The organism is Labilibaculum euxinicum, from assembly GCF_963678175.1.
Taxonomy (GTDB): Bacteria; Bacteroidota; Bacteroidia; order Bacteroidales; family Marinifilaceae; genus Labilibaculum; species Labilibaculum euxinus.
The window spans coordinates 4,075,137-4,093,070 of the sequence record NZ_OY782756.1 but is presented as its reverse complement, the minus strand read 5'-3'; the positions used below and the strand labels follow the sequence as shown (position 1 = coordinate 4,093,070).

The following is a 17,934-nucleotide window of genomic DNA, read 5'->3' as shown; positions in this document are numbered from 1 at the left end:
TATGCGAAACCAGCTAAAATAAATTGTGTTCTTTGTTTTAGATTTCTTCCTCAGTCATATTGCTCTTGTATTTGTTGTACAGGAACGAAATAATCAAAAGAAGTATTCCCAATAAAACAAATGCGATGGTTTTTGCGATTGTACTCAATTGCGAGATGTCGTAAAAGAAGAGTTTTACCAATGTAAGTGCAAACAATCCGATAGCACCAATTCGCAAATGTTTCTTGTTTTTCCAGATGCCGTAAGCAATCAGGAGTAATGAATAGGAACCCCAAAGTATGCTTAATCCAAGTTTATAGGATTGAGTTGACCCGCTTATGTCCATCCAATTCAGCAACTCGCTGCTAAATATCCATAGAATGGAGGTACTAAGTAGGTATTCGAATGCTATTCTGTACCTTTTTGTATTAAATTCTTCTTTTACATGAAGAAATATACTTGCCAGTGCAATCGCAGCGAAGGCTAATGAGATGTATCTGATAATGATATTGAATGTTCCCCGGTGGTAATATTCCGACAAACTTTGAGTAAGATAACTTTCTCTTAATTCACTTAGGGAGTACAATCCTTGGGTTAAAAATACGACCAAAGTTATCGTTGTTAATCCAATACCGGCATAAGCTAAATTTTTGTTTTTGAATTTCCGGATATTCGCAAAAGAAAGAATTGAAAAAAACAGTAAGGAATAATTGATGATCCAGATTGTTTTAAATTCTTTTAAATCGTAGTTGTTATAGTAGCTGGCATATTCCTCTCCGGTTGCCTGAATGCTTAATGCCGACTCCTTAATTAGTTGATTCCAGTAATTGCCAATTTCCAATCGGATTGAATAGTAAAGCGTAAATACGAGAATAACAGGAATGGCATAGGATAATAGTTTTGTGACCTTTAGCCATGAGCCTAATAAAGTAAGATATTTGATATTGCTGTTCAATCTGTTGATGAGTCCAAAAGAAAAAATGAATAGTAATGAACTTAAAAAATTAACATTAAGAAATAGAGTGATTTTGGTTTCAGGATCATCCACAAGGTAGGTGTTATACATGGTGGTCCAATCCTGCAAAATACTACAGAAAGCAAGTACCATTAAAGGGTAAGACATTGCTTCGTAAATGGAAACTTTTTTAGTTCGGCCAATCCAAAAGAGCAGAGCGGCTTCACTGACCCATAATAAAGTTACCCAATTTCCGTCTAGTTGAATAGGAAATGCGATGGTGATAAATATGAGAACTAAACCTGATATCAAATAGAAAACATTTTTGTCGGCAAGCTTTTGTTTGTAGATAATTACACTGACAATACTGTGAATAACAGCATTGATAAGGGTGAATAATCCTAATAAATGTTGTCCTGTTTCGTGAAGGGATAATATAGAATATCCCAGGCCAAAAAAGATAAGGGAGTTGGATACGATAAGCAGAGAATTGCCTGTGTTGAATTTCTCTTTTCGAACCAATTTGTAAGCAAGGAACAGCAAGTAAAAGATCGTGAAGAATACGATTAGAAAGCTGCTTCCCAGTACAAAGTGTTCGCTGGTTTCGTATTTTCCCAGGAACCAGGAATAGAAAATCAACCAGGTAAGCACGAAAGAAGAATAATGCAATGCCTTCCAGTATTTCTTGAATGCAATAAAAAGAATGCCAATGTTAATAATGGTCATGTAGGTAAAAAGTACAGCCACTTTTCCTGAGTCGTCACTTAGCAGGAAGGGAACTGCGTATGCTCCCACCAAACCGATATGAGCAATTACCTGCTTGTTGTAATTGATCGCAGCAACAACAGTGAATACGGTGAAAATCAGCATCAGAATAAAAGCAAATGCCTGCGGAAACAGATCGTACAGACTGTAGGCCATATAGGTAATGAAATATAGAATTGCTATGGCACCACTCACCAGAACGGCGCTGTAATTTTTATATTTCGCTTTTAGTTTTATTCCAAAACCCAACAGACCAATTCCCGTTAAATAAGCCAGGATTATTCTGGTTAAAGGGCTGATAAGATCATTGTCGATGGAGTACTTGGCACCTATCGCCACACCAATAATGGTAATGGCAATCCCAATTTTATTGATCAGATTTTCACCAATAAATTTCTCAAGATCGGATTTCGATTTTGGAGGTTGATTGGTTACAGGAGGAGTTACAATTGTTTTTGCAGTTTCAATTTTGAGTTTCTCCTGCGCTGCTGGAGATGCTATGTTTTTCAGATTATCAAGAAGATTTTCATTCAAAATCTGCGTCTCTTCTTTATCTGCAAGAGGTTTGGTTTCGCTGTTCTTCAGACGAATTATTTCATGTCGTAATTCACTAATCTCATTCGACAGAGTCTCTTGTTTTTTATGAAGCTTTTCTTGTATCTCGAAAAGCTGATTTATTTTGTCTTTATTGTCTGACATATGATCTGCTTACTAAGTATTGCAAATATAATTCCTTGTTGAATTGTAAATATCCAAAATTGGAAATCTTTAGTTTGCCTGATTAAGGAATTGTTTACTTTAGCTCGTGAATTTATGAAAAGCATTCTACATAAACAAAATGTATGTTTTAATGCTGCTGTCGCACCAACCCAACATTTGATCAAATAATATTATGACGAATTGTATTGTGAATTTACAATACAAAGGAATGGAATGTGAGATTCTTTGAGTTAGCTATTCCAAATCTCCCAGTTTCTCTCGGCCTGTAAGTGAAGCATCTTTAAACCATTATGAGTTTTAGCTCCTTTTTCTGCTCCTTTTTTCATGAAAAGAGTTTCGGCAGGATTGTAAACAACATCGTACAGAAAATGATCCTTTGTAAGGTATTCGTATGGGATATCCGGACAGGTATCATCTTTGGGGAAAGTTCCCAACGGAGTACAATTCACAATCAAATGGTAATTGCTGATAACCTTAGAGGAAAGCATCTCGTAGCTGATGCATTTGTCAGAAGCAGTTCTGGATACAAATTGGTATTCAATCTCCATTTCTTCAAATGCTGTGGCTACAGCTTTTGAAACCCCGCCAGTTCCTAATATTAATGCTTTTGGTTTCGCTCCGTCCAAAAAAACACGCAGCGATTCAGTAAATCCGTGTATATCGGTGTTGTAACCAACTAATTTAAATTGTTCATTTTCACGGATAATTTGTACGGAATTTACAGCACCAATTCTTTCTGCCAAAGGATCAATGTCATCGAGGAATTGGATTACATCCTGTTTGTAAGGAATGGTAACACAGAATCCTTTTAAGTCGGGATGTTGCTCCAATATAGTAGGGAAATCCTGAATATTGGAAAGTTCGAAATTTAAAAAAGAAGCATCTATGTTTTCTTCCGTAAATTTATCCGTAAAGTATTTTTTTGAAAAAGAATGTCCCAAAGGGAAACCAAGAATTCCGAATGTATTCATTTTATTCTGTTTTAGATTCCGGAGAAAATTTTTCCATCATCCAAATTAATAGAAATCCGGCAATGGCCAAAAGAATTGCAAATATCAATTGTGAATCCTGCCCAAGAATATTAGTGAAAGTATTTGGCAGTATATTTTCCTGCAGCAATGGTTTTTCAACTCCGTGCCGGTCAATAAAGGTTGAGATTGTGTTTTTCCAGGGCCAAACTTTATTTAAAGATCCGATCATGAATCCGGAAAGCAGACCGATAGTCATGTTGTGGTATTTTTTTAGCAGCCAGCTTAGCAGGTTTGAGAAACTTAAGAGACCTATCACAGCTCCCGCACCAACCACTGCAACAACATCCAGTTTAAAAGAACTGATGGCATTTAGGATGTATTCATATTTGCCCAAAAGGAGCAATATGAAGGCGCCTGATATTCCAGGTAAAATCATCGCACAAATTGCTAATGCTCCCGAAAGAAAGAGAAACCAGTAGGAGGTAGGGGTTTCTGCCGGGGTAACAACAGTTACCATATAGGCAATTCCGATACCAATAAGCATTGCTATAATAGTGCGTAGTTTCCACTGCGTTATTTTACGGGCAATAACAATTGCAGATGCAACAATCAACCCAAAGAAGAAAGACCAGATTAAAATAGGCTGTTCGGCGAGAAAATACTTAATCAGCTTAGCCAATGACAAAAAGCTTAGGAAAATTCCGAAGATCAATGCCAATAGAAAGTTTCCGTTAACTGCCTGCCAGAATTCTTTGAATTTGAATTGAAAGAGAAGTTTTACCGCATTTCCGTTAATGGATTTTATGCTGTTAATTAATTCCTCGTAAATACCGGTAATAAATGCGATTGTGCCACCGGAAACTCCTGGTACAACATCTGCTGCTCCCATTCCCATTCCTTTAAAGGCAATAAGAAGGTAGTCTTTCATTTTTCTGGGCATAGTATAATTTTGTTGCGCTTACTTTACTGGTTTCAAATGCAATTATTGGTTTGCTTTGATTAGTTTGGTGAAGATTTTATTTTTTTTCAATTCAGGAAACTGAATAAAGATGTCATTAATGTTTTCAGAATCGATATCGATCGCTTGTCTGATATAATGTTCCGAAGACTTGATGTCTCCCGTAATTGCATAGTAAGCAGCTAAATTACTTAGTAATTGAGGACAGTTTGGAGTCTGAACAAGACTTTCCAACAACACATCAATAGCGGTTTCTTCATTTTCATTTTGATGATAATATTCAGCGAGAGTTATTGGATAAGTGGTATCGTAAGGATCCAGATCAATAGCCTCTCTGAATGCCTGAACTGCTTTTTGAGGTGAATTGGCTCTGGCGTAAGCCGATCCCAAGGCAAACCAATAGTCTGAATTTGTATCATCCAGATTTTTAGCTTTTTCAAGATAAACCAAACACTCATCAATTTTATCCTGATACATGAGAATTAATCCCATTCCAAACCAGGGATCCGCTAAATTCTCATCCGTTTTAATGGCTGTTTCGTAATTGATTAAGGCTTGTTCGTATTCGTCCATTTTCTCAAAACATTCGCCAATATAGGAATAGGTTGAAGCGTGATCATCATCAAACTCCAGATATTCGGTGTAGCATTTTATCGCTTTTTCGAAAAGTCCCTGATTAGCCAGAGCATTGGCTTTGTTAAAATAGGCTTTACTATGTTGATCATTTACCGCCAGTGTGAATTCGTAGGCTTCAACAGCTTTCGGGAAATTCCCCATGCGGTTAAAAATGATTCCCAGATTGTACCAGGCGTTGTCGGAGAATGGGTTTAGCTCTAAAAATTGCTCATAAGCCATGATACTTTGATCATCCTCCCCAATTTTCTCATAACAATAACCCAATTCAAAAAGAACTTCCGAATCTTCTTCGTCTAATTCCAGTGCTTCTTCCAGATATTCTACCGCAAGGCTGAATTGACTCAATTGCTCGAAAGCAAGTGCAATTCTGAAAAGTAAATCTTCACGATTCTCGTAACTGACCTGCAGAGCTTTATCGAATTGTTTTTTTGCAAGCTCAGGTTTTCCTATGTGGTTATATATGTTCCCTTTAAGTAGAAGAATCTCCTTGTTCGAAGATTCAATACCCTGTATATCCTTTAAAATGGAAAGTGCTTCGAGATGCTGTTCCCGATCAACTAAAATCTGAGCTTTTTTAATTTGGAGAGAAATAGCACCGGGGTGCTGTTTATTAGCAATGTTAGAAACTTTAACAGCTTCCAACAGATTGCCCTTCTCAATATAGTGATCAATAATGCTTTCAAATTCATGAACATCGAAGTAGTAAAGCGTCTCAGCTTTAATCATTTCTTCGAACCGGCCTACCAAAGTAAGCGCATCATCATCAAGATAGTTTTCTGTATTCTCTATCATCTATCAAATTAAAATGATTATTGCACTGCAAAAATAGGATTAATTTTAAAATATTCAAGATGTAAGATATTAACAAAAGTTAATCCTTATTTCTGTTTTTACGGGGTTTTGCCCAAAACAAACGGCCTCTTGCAAGGAGGCCGTTGTTAATTATAAATTGCGGTGTTCAATTCTAAGTAAATCAAATACTGTTTTCACAGGATTAAAAGTGGCAATTGGAACCTCTACAAATACAGAATTCCAATCAGACATGGCACCATTCCACAAACCTGGTAATTCCATTGCTTTCAGATCACTGCCATTGTGTGATTTTTGAGAGATAAAACCGGTTTGCTTATCAACAAACAAAGGAAGATCAAATTTATTTCCTTTATAGTCTTTAATACCGCAAATCAAATCTACCGGATTAAAGTGCGTAGAACGTTCAAAAATATTTGTTTGTCGAACGTCTTGTTTGTCAATTTGCGATCCTTCAACAATTTGAAGAGATACAGATCCATCCGAATTTCTTGACCAAAATGGTCCTCCACCAGGTTCACCTTCGTTCTTAACCATACCGCAGACACGAATAGGACGGTTGAATTTGGAAAACAGGTATTTCTTCAGTTTTTCAGGATCTTCAATTTTAAGACTTGCAGGCGCTTTTGTGCAAAGTTTATCTTCTAAAAAGGCAAGCATTTCGTCAAGAGTATTTTGCGAAATGTCTTTGTCTTCTTCCAAAATTTTTAAATAGTCAAAAATAAATGACTGGCGTTCCAACAGAATGCCTGCTAAAACCTTCTTGAATTTGTAAGTAATCTCCTTTAAACGATCAGGAACAACATTATCAATATTTTTAATGAAAACAATATCAGCATTCAGCTCATTTAAATTCTCAATTAAAGCACCATGTCCACCCGGACGGAATAGTATTGTACCATCTTCGTTTCGGAAAGGTTCGTTGTTTGTATCAACAGCAATGGTGTCGGTAGAGGATTTCTGAACAGAGTAAGCAACATTTAGTTTGCCGTTATATTTTTCTTCAAAAGTTTCCTTGGTTTTGTCTAAACGATCCTCAAATAGTTCTTTGTGATCTTCTGATACGGTAAGATGAATTTGAGCATCTCCTTTGGAGTTTTTAGCATAATTTAGCGCCTCAACCAAATGTTCCTCAAAAGCTGTTCTGGAAAAATGTTTGTACCTGTGGAATTTCAGCAGTCCCTTAGGAAGACTGGCATAATTAAGCCCTTTTTTTGTTAGGAGCATGGCCAGGATTTGTTTGAATTGATTTTTATCAATCATCTTTTCCAAATCCATATTGTTTTCCGAAACAATATTTCGAAGATCCCCATAGAAAGCAAAATCTTCAATTCTGTCAAAGAAGTTAAACATGGTTTCCGGTCCTTTGTTACAAAGGAATTTTAGGTATTCGTCTTCCGTGTCCTGATAGGTGTTCAAAAAATCGTACAGCGATTTAAACATTCTTGTTGCTGCGCCCGAAGCAGGAACAAATTTTAGCAATGAAAGGCTTTTGGCGTGTGCCGTAAATACTTCTTGATAAATATCCTGTTCATTATCACAAATTTGCATTATTCCGTCATCAATTGTGGCAGGCTTCTTCAATTTCATTTTAGGAAAACCAGTTTTGAAGTTGCTTATCTGTTCTTCAATGGTCTTAATATCAATGGCTTTGGCCTTGAATTGAGATTGGTCTTGTTTTGAAAACATGTTTAAAGTTTTAATAAAGTGTCAAAGGCAATATAAAGAATACTTTCAATAAATGAAACGCTCATTCTATTAAATAAAGAAAATACTTATGCAATGCTTTGCAGTTTTGCATGTAAAAATACAAATATAGTAGGAGATTTACTGTTTCAATATTATAGTAATATTTGTAAAAAACCTATACCGCTGCATTTTAACTTTGTCTTCTGTTTGATTTTAAGCCTGCAGCTTATCTTGATGAATTCCAATTAATGTCAATCAATTTACTGGAATCAATTTCTTTTGTATTTTTACGATAAATTAGAACAGGTATGACAGATAAGCAATTTCAGTGGGGAAACAATAAGAGATATAATGATTTTCCAAGTTCATTTAAAAGACGGTTTTCGGAACGAATTCAAAAAATATCAATCGATGCTGGTTTTACTTGTCCCAACCGCGATGGGAGCAAAGGCGTAGGTGGTTGTACATATTGCAATAACAATAGTTTTAATCCAGCTTACTGCAGTCCTAAAAAAACAGTTACAGAGCAGATTTTACTGGGAATAGACTTCTTCAATACCAAATATAAAGCTCAGTATTATCTGGCTTATTTTCAGGCTTATTCAAATACTTATGGATCACTTGATCATTTAAAGCAAATTTACGGGGAGGCTTTGTCTCACGGGAAAGTAGTTGGTTTGGTAATTGGTACCCGACCCGACTGTGTTTCCGATTCTCTTTTAGATTATCTGGAAGAATTGGCAAAAGATTATTATATCAGTATTGAGTATGGTGTCGAATCATTGAATGACCGTGCTTTGGAAGCTATAAATCGTGGGCATTCCTATCAGGAAGCGGAAAAAACAATAATGAGAACTTCGGGGCGTGGAATTCATATTGGAGCCCATTTGGTGAACGGCCTTCCGTTCGATACACCGCAAATGATGATTGAGCATGCTGTGAAATTATCAAACCTGCCAATTGATACGCTTAAAATGCATCAGCTGCAAATTCTCAATCATACAATAATGGCCAAAGAATATGAGGTGGAACCTGAGAAGTTCTACTTGTTTGAAATGGAAGAGTATTTGGATTTTATTGTCGATGTGATTGAGAGAATCAATCCAAGGGTAAGTTTGGAACGGTTCATAAATCAGGCACCAAAAGGATGGTTGATCGCTCCGAAATGGGGAGTCAAAAATTTCGAATTCGTAGATAAACTGGACAAGAGATTGGTGGAAAGAGATTCTTGGCAGGGAAAATTATTTAAAGAGATTGAATAATCAACCAATAATTTCCTTGAGTACGTGAGTCGCTTTCTTGAAACCTAATTTTTCGGCTTGTTTAATGTCTGCAATAGCTGCTTCTTTGTTGCCGTTTTTCAAATTAGCAATTCCCCGGGCGAAGTAGGCCCGTTCCAATTTTCCGTCAATTTTTATTGCTTTGTCGTAATATTTTATTGCCTTGGGGTATTGTTCCAGGCAATCTAGTGCAACTGCTTTGTTGTAGTAAACACCCGAAGAGTTTAGTCCGTACTTTATTGCTAGACTATAGTCAGTTACTGCTCCGGCGTAATCTTTAATGTAGTATTTGCAAATGCCACGAAAATGTAATGCCTGAATGTTTCTGGGATTTATGGTGAGTAGATGAGTGTAGTCTTTAATAGCGTCCTTATATTTCTTTTGATTTTCAAAGAGAATTGCTCTGTTTAAATAGGCCTCTTCATCGAATTTTTGTTTCGAGATTACAAAATTCAAATCATTAATTGCTTCTCTGTTCTTATTAAGAAAAGAGTAACATATTGCTCTGTTGTAATAGGCTGGAAGGTAGTTTTTATCGCCTTTAACAATTGTGGAAAATTCTTTAATTGCTTCGGCGTATTTCTGTTTTCCTATTAATTCAATGGCATTCTCATTAGCTCTGTCTTTCCTGTTTTTGTTGCATCCGAAGACAATAAAAACGAGAATGATCAGTATGACAACTGCAGTAGTTCGTAGGTAAAATTTAGTCATGCAAAGTAGTTAGAGTTGGTTTTTCCAATATACGCAAATAAATAGAAGAGGTTTTCAAACCTCTTCATATTTGTTATGAATATCTGTTAATAGTTGCTTAACTATTTGAAAAGTTTGGTCAGCATATCTTTTTTGCCCATTTTTATTAATTCAGTTTTTATAGCTTCCCGATACTCTTTTTTATACCAGAATAGAAATTTCCGCTGCGATAACTTCTCCTTTTCACTTTTTGCCGTAAATACTTTCTTTAAAGTATAAGGGTGATAGCCGGAGTAGTAGATTACTGTAGCAACCGTCATTGGTGTTGGTGTGAAATCCTGAACTTGTTCCAGCTTAAAATCAAGTTCTTTTGTTTTCACAGCAAGGTCGGCCATATCGGTTGGTTGACTTCCCGGGTGACTTGAAATGAAGTATGGAATTAATTGTTGGTTCAAACCTTCTTTTTTATTGATGTCGTCGAATAAAGCCTTCAGTTTGTAAAATAAATTAAAGGATGGTTTTCTCATCATATTCAAAACGTCATCGGAAGTATGCTCCGGAGCAACTTTTAATCTTCCCGACACATGATTTTTAATCAATTCGGTAGCATATTCCCGGTTCGATTTATTTATTTTATCATCTTTAGTCTGATGTAGAATAAGGTCATAACGAATACCGCTGCCAACGAACGATTTCTTAACTCCTGGAACTTGATCAACCTTTTTGTAAATGTCAAGCATTGCCTGATGATTTGTGTTCAGATTTGGACAAACATCCGGGTGAATGCACGAAGGTCTTCTGCAGGTTTTGCAAATAGATTCGAAAATCCCCTTCATTTGGTACATATTGGCAGAAGGGCCTCCTAAATCTGAAAGATAACCTTTAAAATCGGGCATCTTTGTAATGTTTTCAACCTCTTTCAATATCGATTTTTCAGATCGGTTGGCAATAAATTTTCCCTGATGGGCAGATATGGTACAGAATGAACAGCCTCCAAAACATCCTCTGTGCATGTTTACCGAGAATTTAATCATATCAAAAGCAGGAATCTTTTTGTCTTTGTATCGCGGATGCGGCAATCGGGTATAGGGAAGGTCGTAAACTTCATCCATTTCCTTTTCGTTCATCACCGGGTACGGAGGATTCACAACAATGGTCTGATCTTTATAGTCTTGAGTGAGTTTCTTTGCCATCATTGCATTCGATTCCATCTCAATGTACCGAAAGTTACTTGCGAATTTTTTCTTGTCGTTCAGGCAATCTTCATGTGAATAGAGTTTCTGATCCTGCCATGTTTTTTTTGTAGGATAAGCTTCATCTTGGGCAACAAGAAAAGACGTTTGTGGAATATTAGTCAAAGAATAAAATGGTACTCCTTTTTTTGTTAGGCGAACAATTTCTTTTAATGGTTTTTCGCCCATTCCATAAACCAATAAATCGGCATTGCTTTCGCAAAGGATGCTTGGTTTCAGTTCATTATCCCAATAATCGTAATGAGTTACTCTCCTTAATGAAGCTTCAATTCCTCCAATTAGTATGGGGGTGTCAGGGTATAGTTTTTTCAGAATCTGAGAATAAACTATTGTGGGACGATCAGGCCTTTGGCCGTGTCTGCCGTCGGGAGTATACGCATCATCATGCCGTAATCTTCTGTTGGCAGTATAATGATTAACCATCGAATCCATATTACCTGCGGTTACACCGAAGAATAATTTAGGCTGTCCCAGTTTTTTAAAGTCGCGCAAATCATCACGCCAGTTTGGTTGTGGTACAATGGCAACTTTCAAGCCTTCGTTTTCCAGAACTCTTCCTATCACAGAAGCTCCAAACGAAGGATGATCAATATAGGCATCACCGCTGAATAGAATTACATCCAATTCTTCCCAACCTCTTTCTTTTACTTCCTTAGCCGATGTAGGAAGCCATTTATCTATGTGTAATTTGTTGCTCTCAGTCATATGTTTTAAATTATTGCAAAGATAGTATTATTTATAAAGATTTTAAAGAAGGATTATCATCCCAATAAATAATAAATTTTCAACGGATAATAAAAAGCTTCTTTTGTTGTTTGATTAAAGCCGGACAATTGATGCATATTGAGAAAGGATTTTGTGATATTGGTGTCTTGAAGTATCTTTGCCTTACTAAAATCGGACAAATGAATTATTTTTCATATCACACTCATACGACCTTTTGCGATGGTAAAAACACGGCGGAAGAGTTTGTTGAAAGAGCTATAGATCTTGGGTTGAGTGCAGTTGGTTTCTCTTCTCATGCACCATTGGTGCAAAATGAACCATGGAGTATGCCATTGCAAAGCTTAAAGGAGTATTCAGCTGAAGCGGAGAGGTTGAAGCTAAAGTACCGGTCTAAAATACAAATTTACCTGTCTCTGGAGATTGACTATATTCCTGAAGTGACAAAATCTTTTAAGGAGTTGAAAAAAGAGGCTGGGTTAGATTATACAATCGGTTCGGTCCATTTGGTGAAGGCTAAATCTGATTCGGAATATTGGTTTCTCGATGGACCGGATACAAATTATATTCATGGTATTGAGGTTTTGTTTGACGGGGATGTGCAAAAAGCAGTTACTGCCTATTACAATCAGGTAATTGAAATGATTGAAACTCAAAAACCGGATATTGTTGGGCATGTAGATAAGGTGAAAATGAACAATAAAGGCCGTTTTTTTTCTGAAAATGAAAAATGGTATATTGATTTACTGGATGAGACAATTAAAGTGATTAAGAATTCCGGTACTATTGTTGAAGTCAATACCAGAGGGATTTACAAGAAAAAGTCTGATTCATTTTTTCCCGGTTTGTATTTTTTGAGAGAATGTAAAAAATATGCGGTACCTGTTACAATCAGTACCGATGCTCATCATGTGGATGAATTAGTTTCAGGATTCGATATAGCCGTGAGTCTGCTCAAAGATATTGGGTTTGAGTCGGTTTGTGTTTTTGATAATGGGGGCTGGTTCGATCAAACTTTGTAATTAACAGTAATTGTTAAGTTTTTTAATTGAATATTGGACTGGAGTATTGATAAATAATACTATTTTTATCCGGTTGAAAAGGTCTGATACTTTTGGTTTGGTTAGTGGGGTTGAATAATCTGGGCTTTTTCGAAAATAGGAATGACTTTGAAACAAAAAACATAGATAAATACTGATTCATGATACAGTCTTAATACAGATGTTAATTGATTTAGTTTGTCACTCCCGATATTTGTCGGGACAACCTTTTTAGAACGTATTGACATATGAAGTTGGTTGATCCAAAAGATTTATTAAAGGCAAATGAGAGCCTTAGCTGGTTTGGTGGGGAAAGTTTTGCCAAATTGTTGATGTATATTCTTCGATTGAATAAATTGAATGATTTGTATTCTGCAAATTGTGGCAAGGATGGCATTGATTTTATTGATGCGTTACTAGACGATTTAGGGATTAAATTCGAATTTGACGAGGAAGAATTAAAGCGTATTCCCAAAGAAGGTCCGTTTATTACAATATCAAATCATCCGTTTGGAGGAATTGACGGCTTAATTCTGATTAAGCTGATTTGTATGGTGCGCCCTGAGTTTAAGGCAATGGCTAATTTCTTACTGAAAAAGATTGAGCCCATAAAAGATTATTTTTTGGGTGTAAATCCTTTTGAGGAAAGAAAGGGGGTAGCTTCCAGTACAGGAGGCATTAAAGAAGGACTTCGTCATCTAAGCGGTGGTTTTCCCTTGGGAATATTTCCAGCGGGAGAGGTTTCGTCTTATCAGTCCCACACAAATAATATTACCGATAAGCAATGGCAGCCATCTATTCTTAAGTTTATTAAGAAAGCTGATGTACCTGTTGTGCCTATTTATTTTCAGGGAAGCAATAGTTTGATATTCCATTTACTGGGAATGATTCATCCTACACTTAGGACAGTGAAATTGCCATCAGAATTATTAAATAAAAAGAATAAAACGGTTCGGATCCGTATTGGAAATCCAATTTCGGTAAAAGATCAGAAAGGCTTCACAGATATCAATCAGTATGGTCGGTTTTTGCGCGCAAAGACTTATATGCTGGGAACTCCAATTGAAGTAAAAAAGTTTTATCAATTCAAGCGCAAGGAAAAAATTGCAAAGGTTGAGGATATTGTACCTTCTGTAAGCCCGGAGATTATTCAAAGTGAGGTGGAAAGTCTTCCTCAGGAATATTTGCTGTTTAAAAGCAGTAATTTTACTGTGTATTGTGCACCTTCTTCTAAGTTGCCTCATGTGTTGACCGAACTTGGTCGGTTAAGGGAAATTACCTTTCGGGAAGTTGGTGAAGGAACAAATCTGGGGATTGATGTTGATGAGTATGATTTGTATTATCATCAGCTTTTTATTTGGGATGAGGAACTGAAAAAGATAGTAGGTGCCTATCGTGTTGGCAAGGGAAATGAAATTCTTTCGGAGTACGGATTGAAAGGCTTTTATTTGCAGAGCCTGTTCCGTATGAGCAAAAAATTCCAGCCTGTTCTTCATGAATCATTGGAGTTGGGGCGTTCATTTATTGTGAAGGAATATCAAAAAAAGCCAATGCCTCTCTTTTTGCTTTGGAAAGGGATTCTGTATTTCTTGCTTAAGAATCCTCAGTCGCGTTATTTGATAGGACCTGTGAGTATCAGCAATAAGTATTCTGATTTGTCGAAAGATTTGATCATTAAATTTATTATGCGGAATTATTTCAATTACGATTTAGGACAGTACATTAAATCAAGAAAGAAATTCAAGGTCAAAATAAAAGATCTGGATGTGGATATTTTATTGGAAATGGCTAAGAATGATATCAATAAACTAGATAAGTTAATTGGCGATTTTGAGATAACTAATGATAAGTTGCCGGTGCTTCTTAAGAAATACATTTCTCTGAATGCGAGGATTGTGGGGTTTAATATAGACCCAAATTTTAATGATTGTCTGGATGGTTTAATCGTAGTTGATTTGTTTGATGTGCCAATTAAAGTGATTGAATCATTGTCGAAGGAATTCAATGATGACACCATTATGAAAAGATTTTCATCGGAAGATGTCAGATTTTAGCATATATTTTACCACCTTTGCAAGCAATTTTGTTAACTGAAAAAGATTTAGTAGTTGGATTTTCAATATTTATTTAAAGGAATAGTTGTGGGGTTAATGGTTTCGATACCATTAGGTCCGATAGGGGTGTTAATTATTCAAAAAACCATTCAGAAAGGTCGCTTGGCCGGTTTTATTTCGGGTCTGGGTGCTGCTGTTGCAGATATGTTTTATGCTACAGTTGCCGCTTTTGGTTTGGGAATGGTGCTTAGTTTTATTAAAACACAGGAATTCTACCTGCAGTTAATCGGTAGTATTTTTCTGGTGTATGTAGGGTTGCGAATCTTCCTTACAAATCCTATAAAGCAGATTAGAGGGGCAAAGAAAACGGGTAAAAAGGGAATGCTGGGTGACTTCGTTTCTATATTTTTTCTTACTGCATCGAACCCGATTGCAGTTTTTGTTTTTGTTGCAGTTTTTGCCGGAGCATCTATCTTTGGAAGCAATCCGACTTTGAGAATTGAATTGTTCTTGATTTTAGGTGTGCTGTTGGGAGGAGCTTTATGGTGGTATACCTTGTCGACCATTATTAATATATTCCGCAAGAAATTCAGATTAAAACAATTATTTTGGATCAATAAAATTTCGGGAATTGTAATTGCAGCATTAGGATTTCTTGCTTTTCTGGCCTGTTTCGAGCCAATCAAATCCTTTATTCATACTTAAAATTGCTCAAGGCGATATCAGGATATAAAAAAAAGACGCATTTGCGTCTTTTTTTATTTAGTTCTTTTTTAATCCACAGGTAAAGAGGCTGCAAAAAATATTTTCCCTTTCAATACTATACCCGCTAAAGCCACGTGGCAATTTAATTCTGAGATCATTATTACAATAAGTTTTTGTATTCCAGACTTTTCGATCTTTCGGATTTTCCAGACTTTTTATCGTATTGTAACCATGGTTGCTCCCCATCCATATTCTTTAAACGAGGCATCTTGAGAATAGTGTTTTCTGTATTTTCTTTTGAGTTCATTGTGAACATGCTGCTTTAATGTGCCATTGCCGATACCATGAATAAATACAATTTTTTTGCCTTTCTCATATTGGTTCTGACGCAATACCTCATGAAATTTATTAAGTTGAAATTCAAGGATGTCGGCATTTGATAATCCTGTTACAGAGTCAATTAATGCATTAATGTGTAAGTCAACTTCGATTAAATTATCATCAGAATTATTGTTTTTTGGTGTCGGTTTTACTTTTTCTGAATCTTCTTTTTCACGAATTGCCTGTTGGAAATCTTTATTGCTTAATTCTTCTATTTTTTGCTCCAGATTTTCACCTGTAAGTTTGTAAAGTATAACGCCCTGATGAAAGTATGCAGTATCCTTATAGCTTGAAGATTTGTGGAATTTTACAGCCTGAATTTTGAGCGTACGATCCAAAGGTCTTTTAGGTGAGCATTTTCCTTGCTGATAAAAAATGATTTGAAAATGACAGCAGGTCAATTCGTTCAGGTCTTTCATTTCGTATTCTGATAAAAGAATTTTTGATTTGGGATCAAGAGTTCCTGCAGTTATTCCTTCCAGTCCATTTCCTTTTTCATCACAGAAAGTGTACAAAAGAATTTGATTGGTATCGTTAATTAAAAATAGTTCCAACGGGCTTTCCGATTGGGTGGCCGATTCCTTGGGAGCAAAAGCAACGTAAACTTCCTCTTTTTCAACAAATAGTGCTTGTTTTGTTGATGGTAATGAGGAACCTGAACTTGAAGAATTACTTTGTTTGGATTGAGGGGAAGTTCCTGTGTTTACCGATTCAATCACAACCAAATTGGTTTTCAGACTTGGAATCTCAAATTCATCCTCGTCATTTAAAACCATAACAGTTTTAGCATCAATTATTCGGGTCACAATACCACCACCAATTTCATTTAAAAACCGGACTTTATCTCCTATATTTATTTGCATCGGATTATCTAATTTGGGTTGGCTGTTTTGGCATTCGTTTCTACTTCAAAAATCTAAAACAGTCAACAGGTTTTCTATTCCCGACAAAGTTAGCTATTTTTGCCGATCAAAAGGCAAAGCCCTTTCTTTATTAGGAATAAAGCTTGATTAATTAAGAAATAGATGGATTGTAATATCAATATAAATAGTTTGGATGCCAAGCAAATTCAAATTTCAGATTTCACCTACGATCTTCCCGATCAAAGAATTGCCAAACACCCTTTAGCGAACAGGGATTTGTCAAAATTACTGATTTACAAGAACGGATTGATTTCGGAATCTGTATTTGAGAATTTACCTTCGGAGATTGCCTCTGGAACTACGATGGTGTTTAATAATACCAAAGTGATTCAGGCACGATTGATATTTCATAAGGAAACAGGAGCACGAATTGAAATATTCTGCCTGGAACCTTTGAAGCCGGCTGATTACAACCTGGCTTTCCAGGCTTGTGGTTCTTCATCCTGGAAATGTATCGTAGGAAATGCACGAAAATGGAAGTCCGGGATGTTAAAAATGCCTTTCTATGTTGATGATAAGGAGTATTTCCTGAAAGCAGAGAAGCAGGAGGCATTGGAAGGAGCTCAGGAAATCTTTTTTTCCTGGAATCATCCGGACCTGAGTTTTAGTGAGGTATTGGAACAAACTGGTAAAATTCCAATTCCCCCCTATTTAAATCGTGACACGGAAGCAACAGATTTGCTTCGTTACCAAACCGTTTATTCAAAATACGAAGGCTCGGTGGCTGCGCCAACAGCAGGACTGCATTTTACTGAGGATGTGTTTTCACGCTTGGAAGGAAAAAAAATAAATCGGGAAGAATTGACACTGCATGTTGGAGCTGGAACGTTTAAGCCTGTGAAATCGGAGCAGATAGGCGATCATGAAATGCACACAGAACATATTCAGGTTACCCTTGAGAGTCTTCAGAATATCATAAAGCTTAGCGGACAAATTATTGCGGTGGGCACAACATCTGTGCGAAGTTTGGAGAGTTTGTATTGGATGGGTGTTAAAATTCTGACCCAAAAGGAAAATCCTCATTTGCTGAAACAGTGGGAGGCTTATCAGTTACCGGCTAATTACAGCAGGCAGGAATCGTATCAGGCAATTTGCAGCTATATGCAGGAGAATGGTTTGACTTTATTTAATGTCGCAACTCAGATTATTATCGCTCCGGGATATAAATTTAAAGTTATTTCGGGTTTGGTGACAAACTTTCACCAGCCGCAAAGTACGTTGCTTCTTTTAATTTCGGCACTCGTTGGTGATAATTGGAGGGACATATATCAGTACGCGCTGGATAATGATTTTCGTTTCCTAAGTTATGGAGACAGCTCCTTACTGATGAGAGGATAGAAGAGTCCTAAAAGTCTTGAAAGTCTTGAAAGTCGAAAAGTCAAAGAGTTTCGAAAGGTCAAAA

13 protein-coding genes are annotated in these 17,934 nt (G+C 36.4%); 5 read left to right on the top strand and 8 right to left on the bottom strand.

The genetic code is table 11. The annotated features are described in order from the left end of the window. Positions 1–37: 37 nt before the first annotated feature. The 5 genes from ACY0M5_RS16420 to ACY0M5_RS16400 all read right to left on the bottom strand — a co-directional run bounded on the left by ACY0M5_RS16420 (position 38) and on the right by ACY0M5_RS16400 (position 7,483). Positions 38–2,398, bottom strand: coding sequence for a DUF2339 domain-containing protein (locus ACY0M5_RS16420; RefSeq protein ID WP_461629879.1), 2,361 nt, complete (start codon positions 2,396–2,398; stop codon positions 38–40). 251 nt (positions 2,399–2,649) lie between these two features. Continuing rightward, complete coding sequence (locus ACY0M5_RS16415; RefSeq protein WP_461629878.1) at positions 2,650–3,390, bottom strand: shikimate dehydrogenase family protein; 741 nt, start codon at positions 3,388–3,390, stop codon at positions 2,650–2,652. Between the two features lies 1 nt (position 3,391). Next, entirely contained in the window at positions 3,392–4,330 is a 939-nt protein-coding gene (locus ACY0M5_RS16410; RefSeq protein ID WP_461629877.1) for a polyprenyl-phosphate transporter, read from the bottom strand. Between the two features lie 42 nt (positions 4,331–4,372). Then, positions 4,373–5,776 (bottom strand): tetratricopeptide repeat protein, encoded by a 1,404-nt coding sequence (locus tag ACY0M5_RS16405; RefSeq protein ID WP_124992892.1) that lies wholly within the window; start codon positions 5,774–5,776, stop codon positions 4,373–4,375. Between the two features lie 150 nt (positions 5,777–5,926). Beyond that, on the bottom strand, positions 5,927–7,483 hold the full coding sequence (locus tag ACY0M5_RS16400) for a DUF4301 family protein (protein ID WP_461629876.1): 1,557 nt from the start codon (positions 7,481–7,483) through the stop codon (positions 5,927–5,929). A gap of 308 nt (positions 7,484–7,791) precedes the next feature. On the opposite strand from ACY0M5_RS16400, the gene mnmL reads away from it, so the two are divergent. Next, entirely contained in the window at positions 7,792–8,745 is a 954-nt protein-coding gene (gene mnmL / locus ACY0M5_RS16395; protein ID WP_461629875.1) for a tRNA modification radical SAM protein MnmL/YtqA, read from the top strand. Here mnmL and ACY0M5_RS16390 read toward each other — a convergent pair whose 3' ends face one another. Together ACY0M5_RS16390 and ACY0M5_RS16385 are read right to left on the bottom strand one after the other, a co-directional pair. Further along, positions 8,746–9,474: a tetratricopeptide repeat protein gene (locus ACY0M5_RS16390; protein ID WP_124992889.1), complete on the bottom strand. Its 729-nt coding sequence runs from the start codon at positions 9,472–9,474 to the stop codon at positions 8,746–8,748. Between the two features lie 101 nt (positions 9,475–9,575). Next, complete coding sequence (locus ACY0M5_RS16385; RefSeq protein ID WP_461629874.1) at positions 9,576–11,411, bottom strand: YgiQ family radical SAM protein; 1,836 nt, start codon at positions 11,409–11,411, stop codon at positions 9,576–9,578. A 200-nt stretch (positions 11,412–11,611) separates the two neighbouring features. On the opposite strand from ACY0M5_RS16385, the gene ACY0M5_RS16380 reads away from it, so the two are divergent. The 3 genes from ACY0M5_RS16380 to ACY0M5_RS16370 all read left to right on the top strand — a co-directional run bounded on the left by ACY0M5_RS16380 (position 11,612) and on the right by ACY0M5_RS16370 (position 15,228). After that, complete coding sequence (locus tag ACY0M5_RS16380) at positions 11,612–12,451, top strand: histidinol-phosphatase (RefSeq protein ID WP_461629873.1); 840 nt, start codon at positions 11,612–11,614, stop codon at positions 12,449–12,451. Between the two features lie 266 nt (positions 12,452–12,717). Next, positions 12,718–14,523, top strand: coding sequence for a lysophospholipid acyltransferase family protein (locus ACY0M5_RS16375; protein ID WP_124992887.1), 1,806 nt, complete (start codon positions 12,718–12,720; stop codon positions 14,521–14,523). Between the two features lie 54 nt (positions 14,524–14,577). Beyond that, the gene (locus tag ACY0M5_RS16370) at positions 14,578–15,228 is read left to right on the top strand and encodes a LysE family translocator (RefSeq protein WP_197092799.1); all 651 of its coding nucleotides are present in this window, start codon (positions 14,578–14,580) and stop codon (positions 15,226–15,228) included. 215 nt (positions 15,229–15,443) lie between these two features. Here the strand turns inward: ACY0M5_RS16370 and ACY0M5_RS16365 are convergent, their stop codons facing one another. Further along, entirely contained in the window at positions 15,444–16,472 is a 1,029-nt protein-coding gene (locus tag ACY0M5_RS16365) for a Smr/MutS family protein (RefSeq protein ID WP_124992886.1), read from the bottom strand. A gap of 162 nt (positions 16,473–16,634) precedes the next feature. On the opposite strand from ACY0M5_RS16365, the gene ACY0M5_RS16360 reads away from it, so the two are divergent. Continuing rightward, positions 16,635–17,870, top strand: a complete 1,236-nt coding sequence (locus tag ACY0M5_RS16360) for an S-adenosylmethionine:tRNA ribosyltransferase-isomerase (RefSeq protein ID WP_461629872.1) — start codon at positions 16,635–16,637, stop codon at positions 17,868–17,870. Positions 17,871–17,934: the final 64 nt, after the last annotated feature.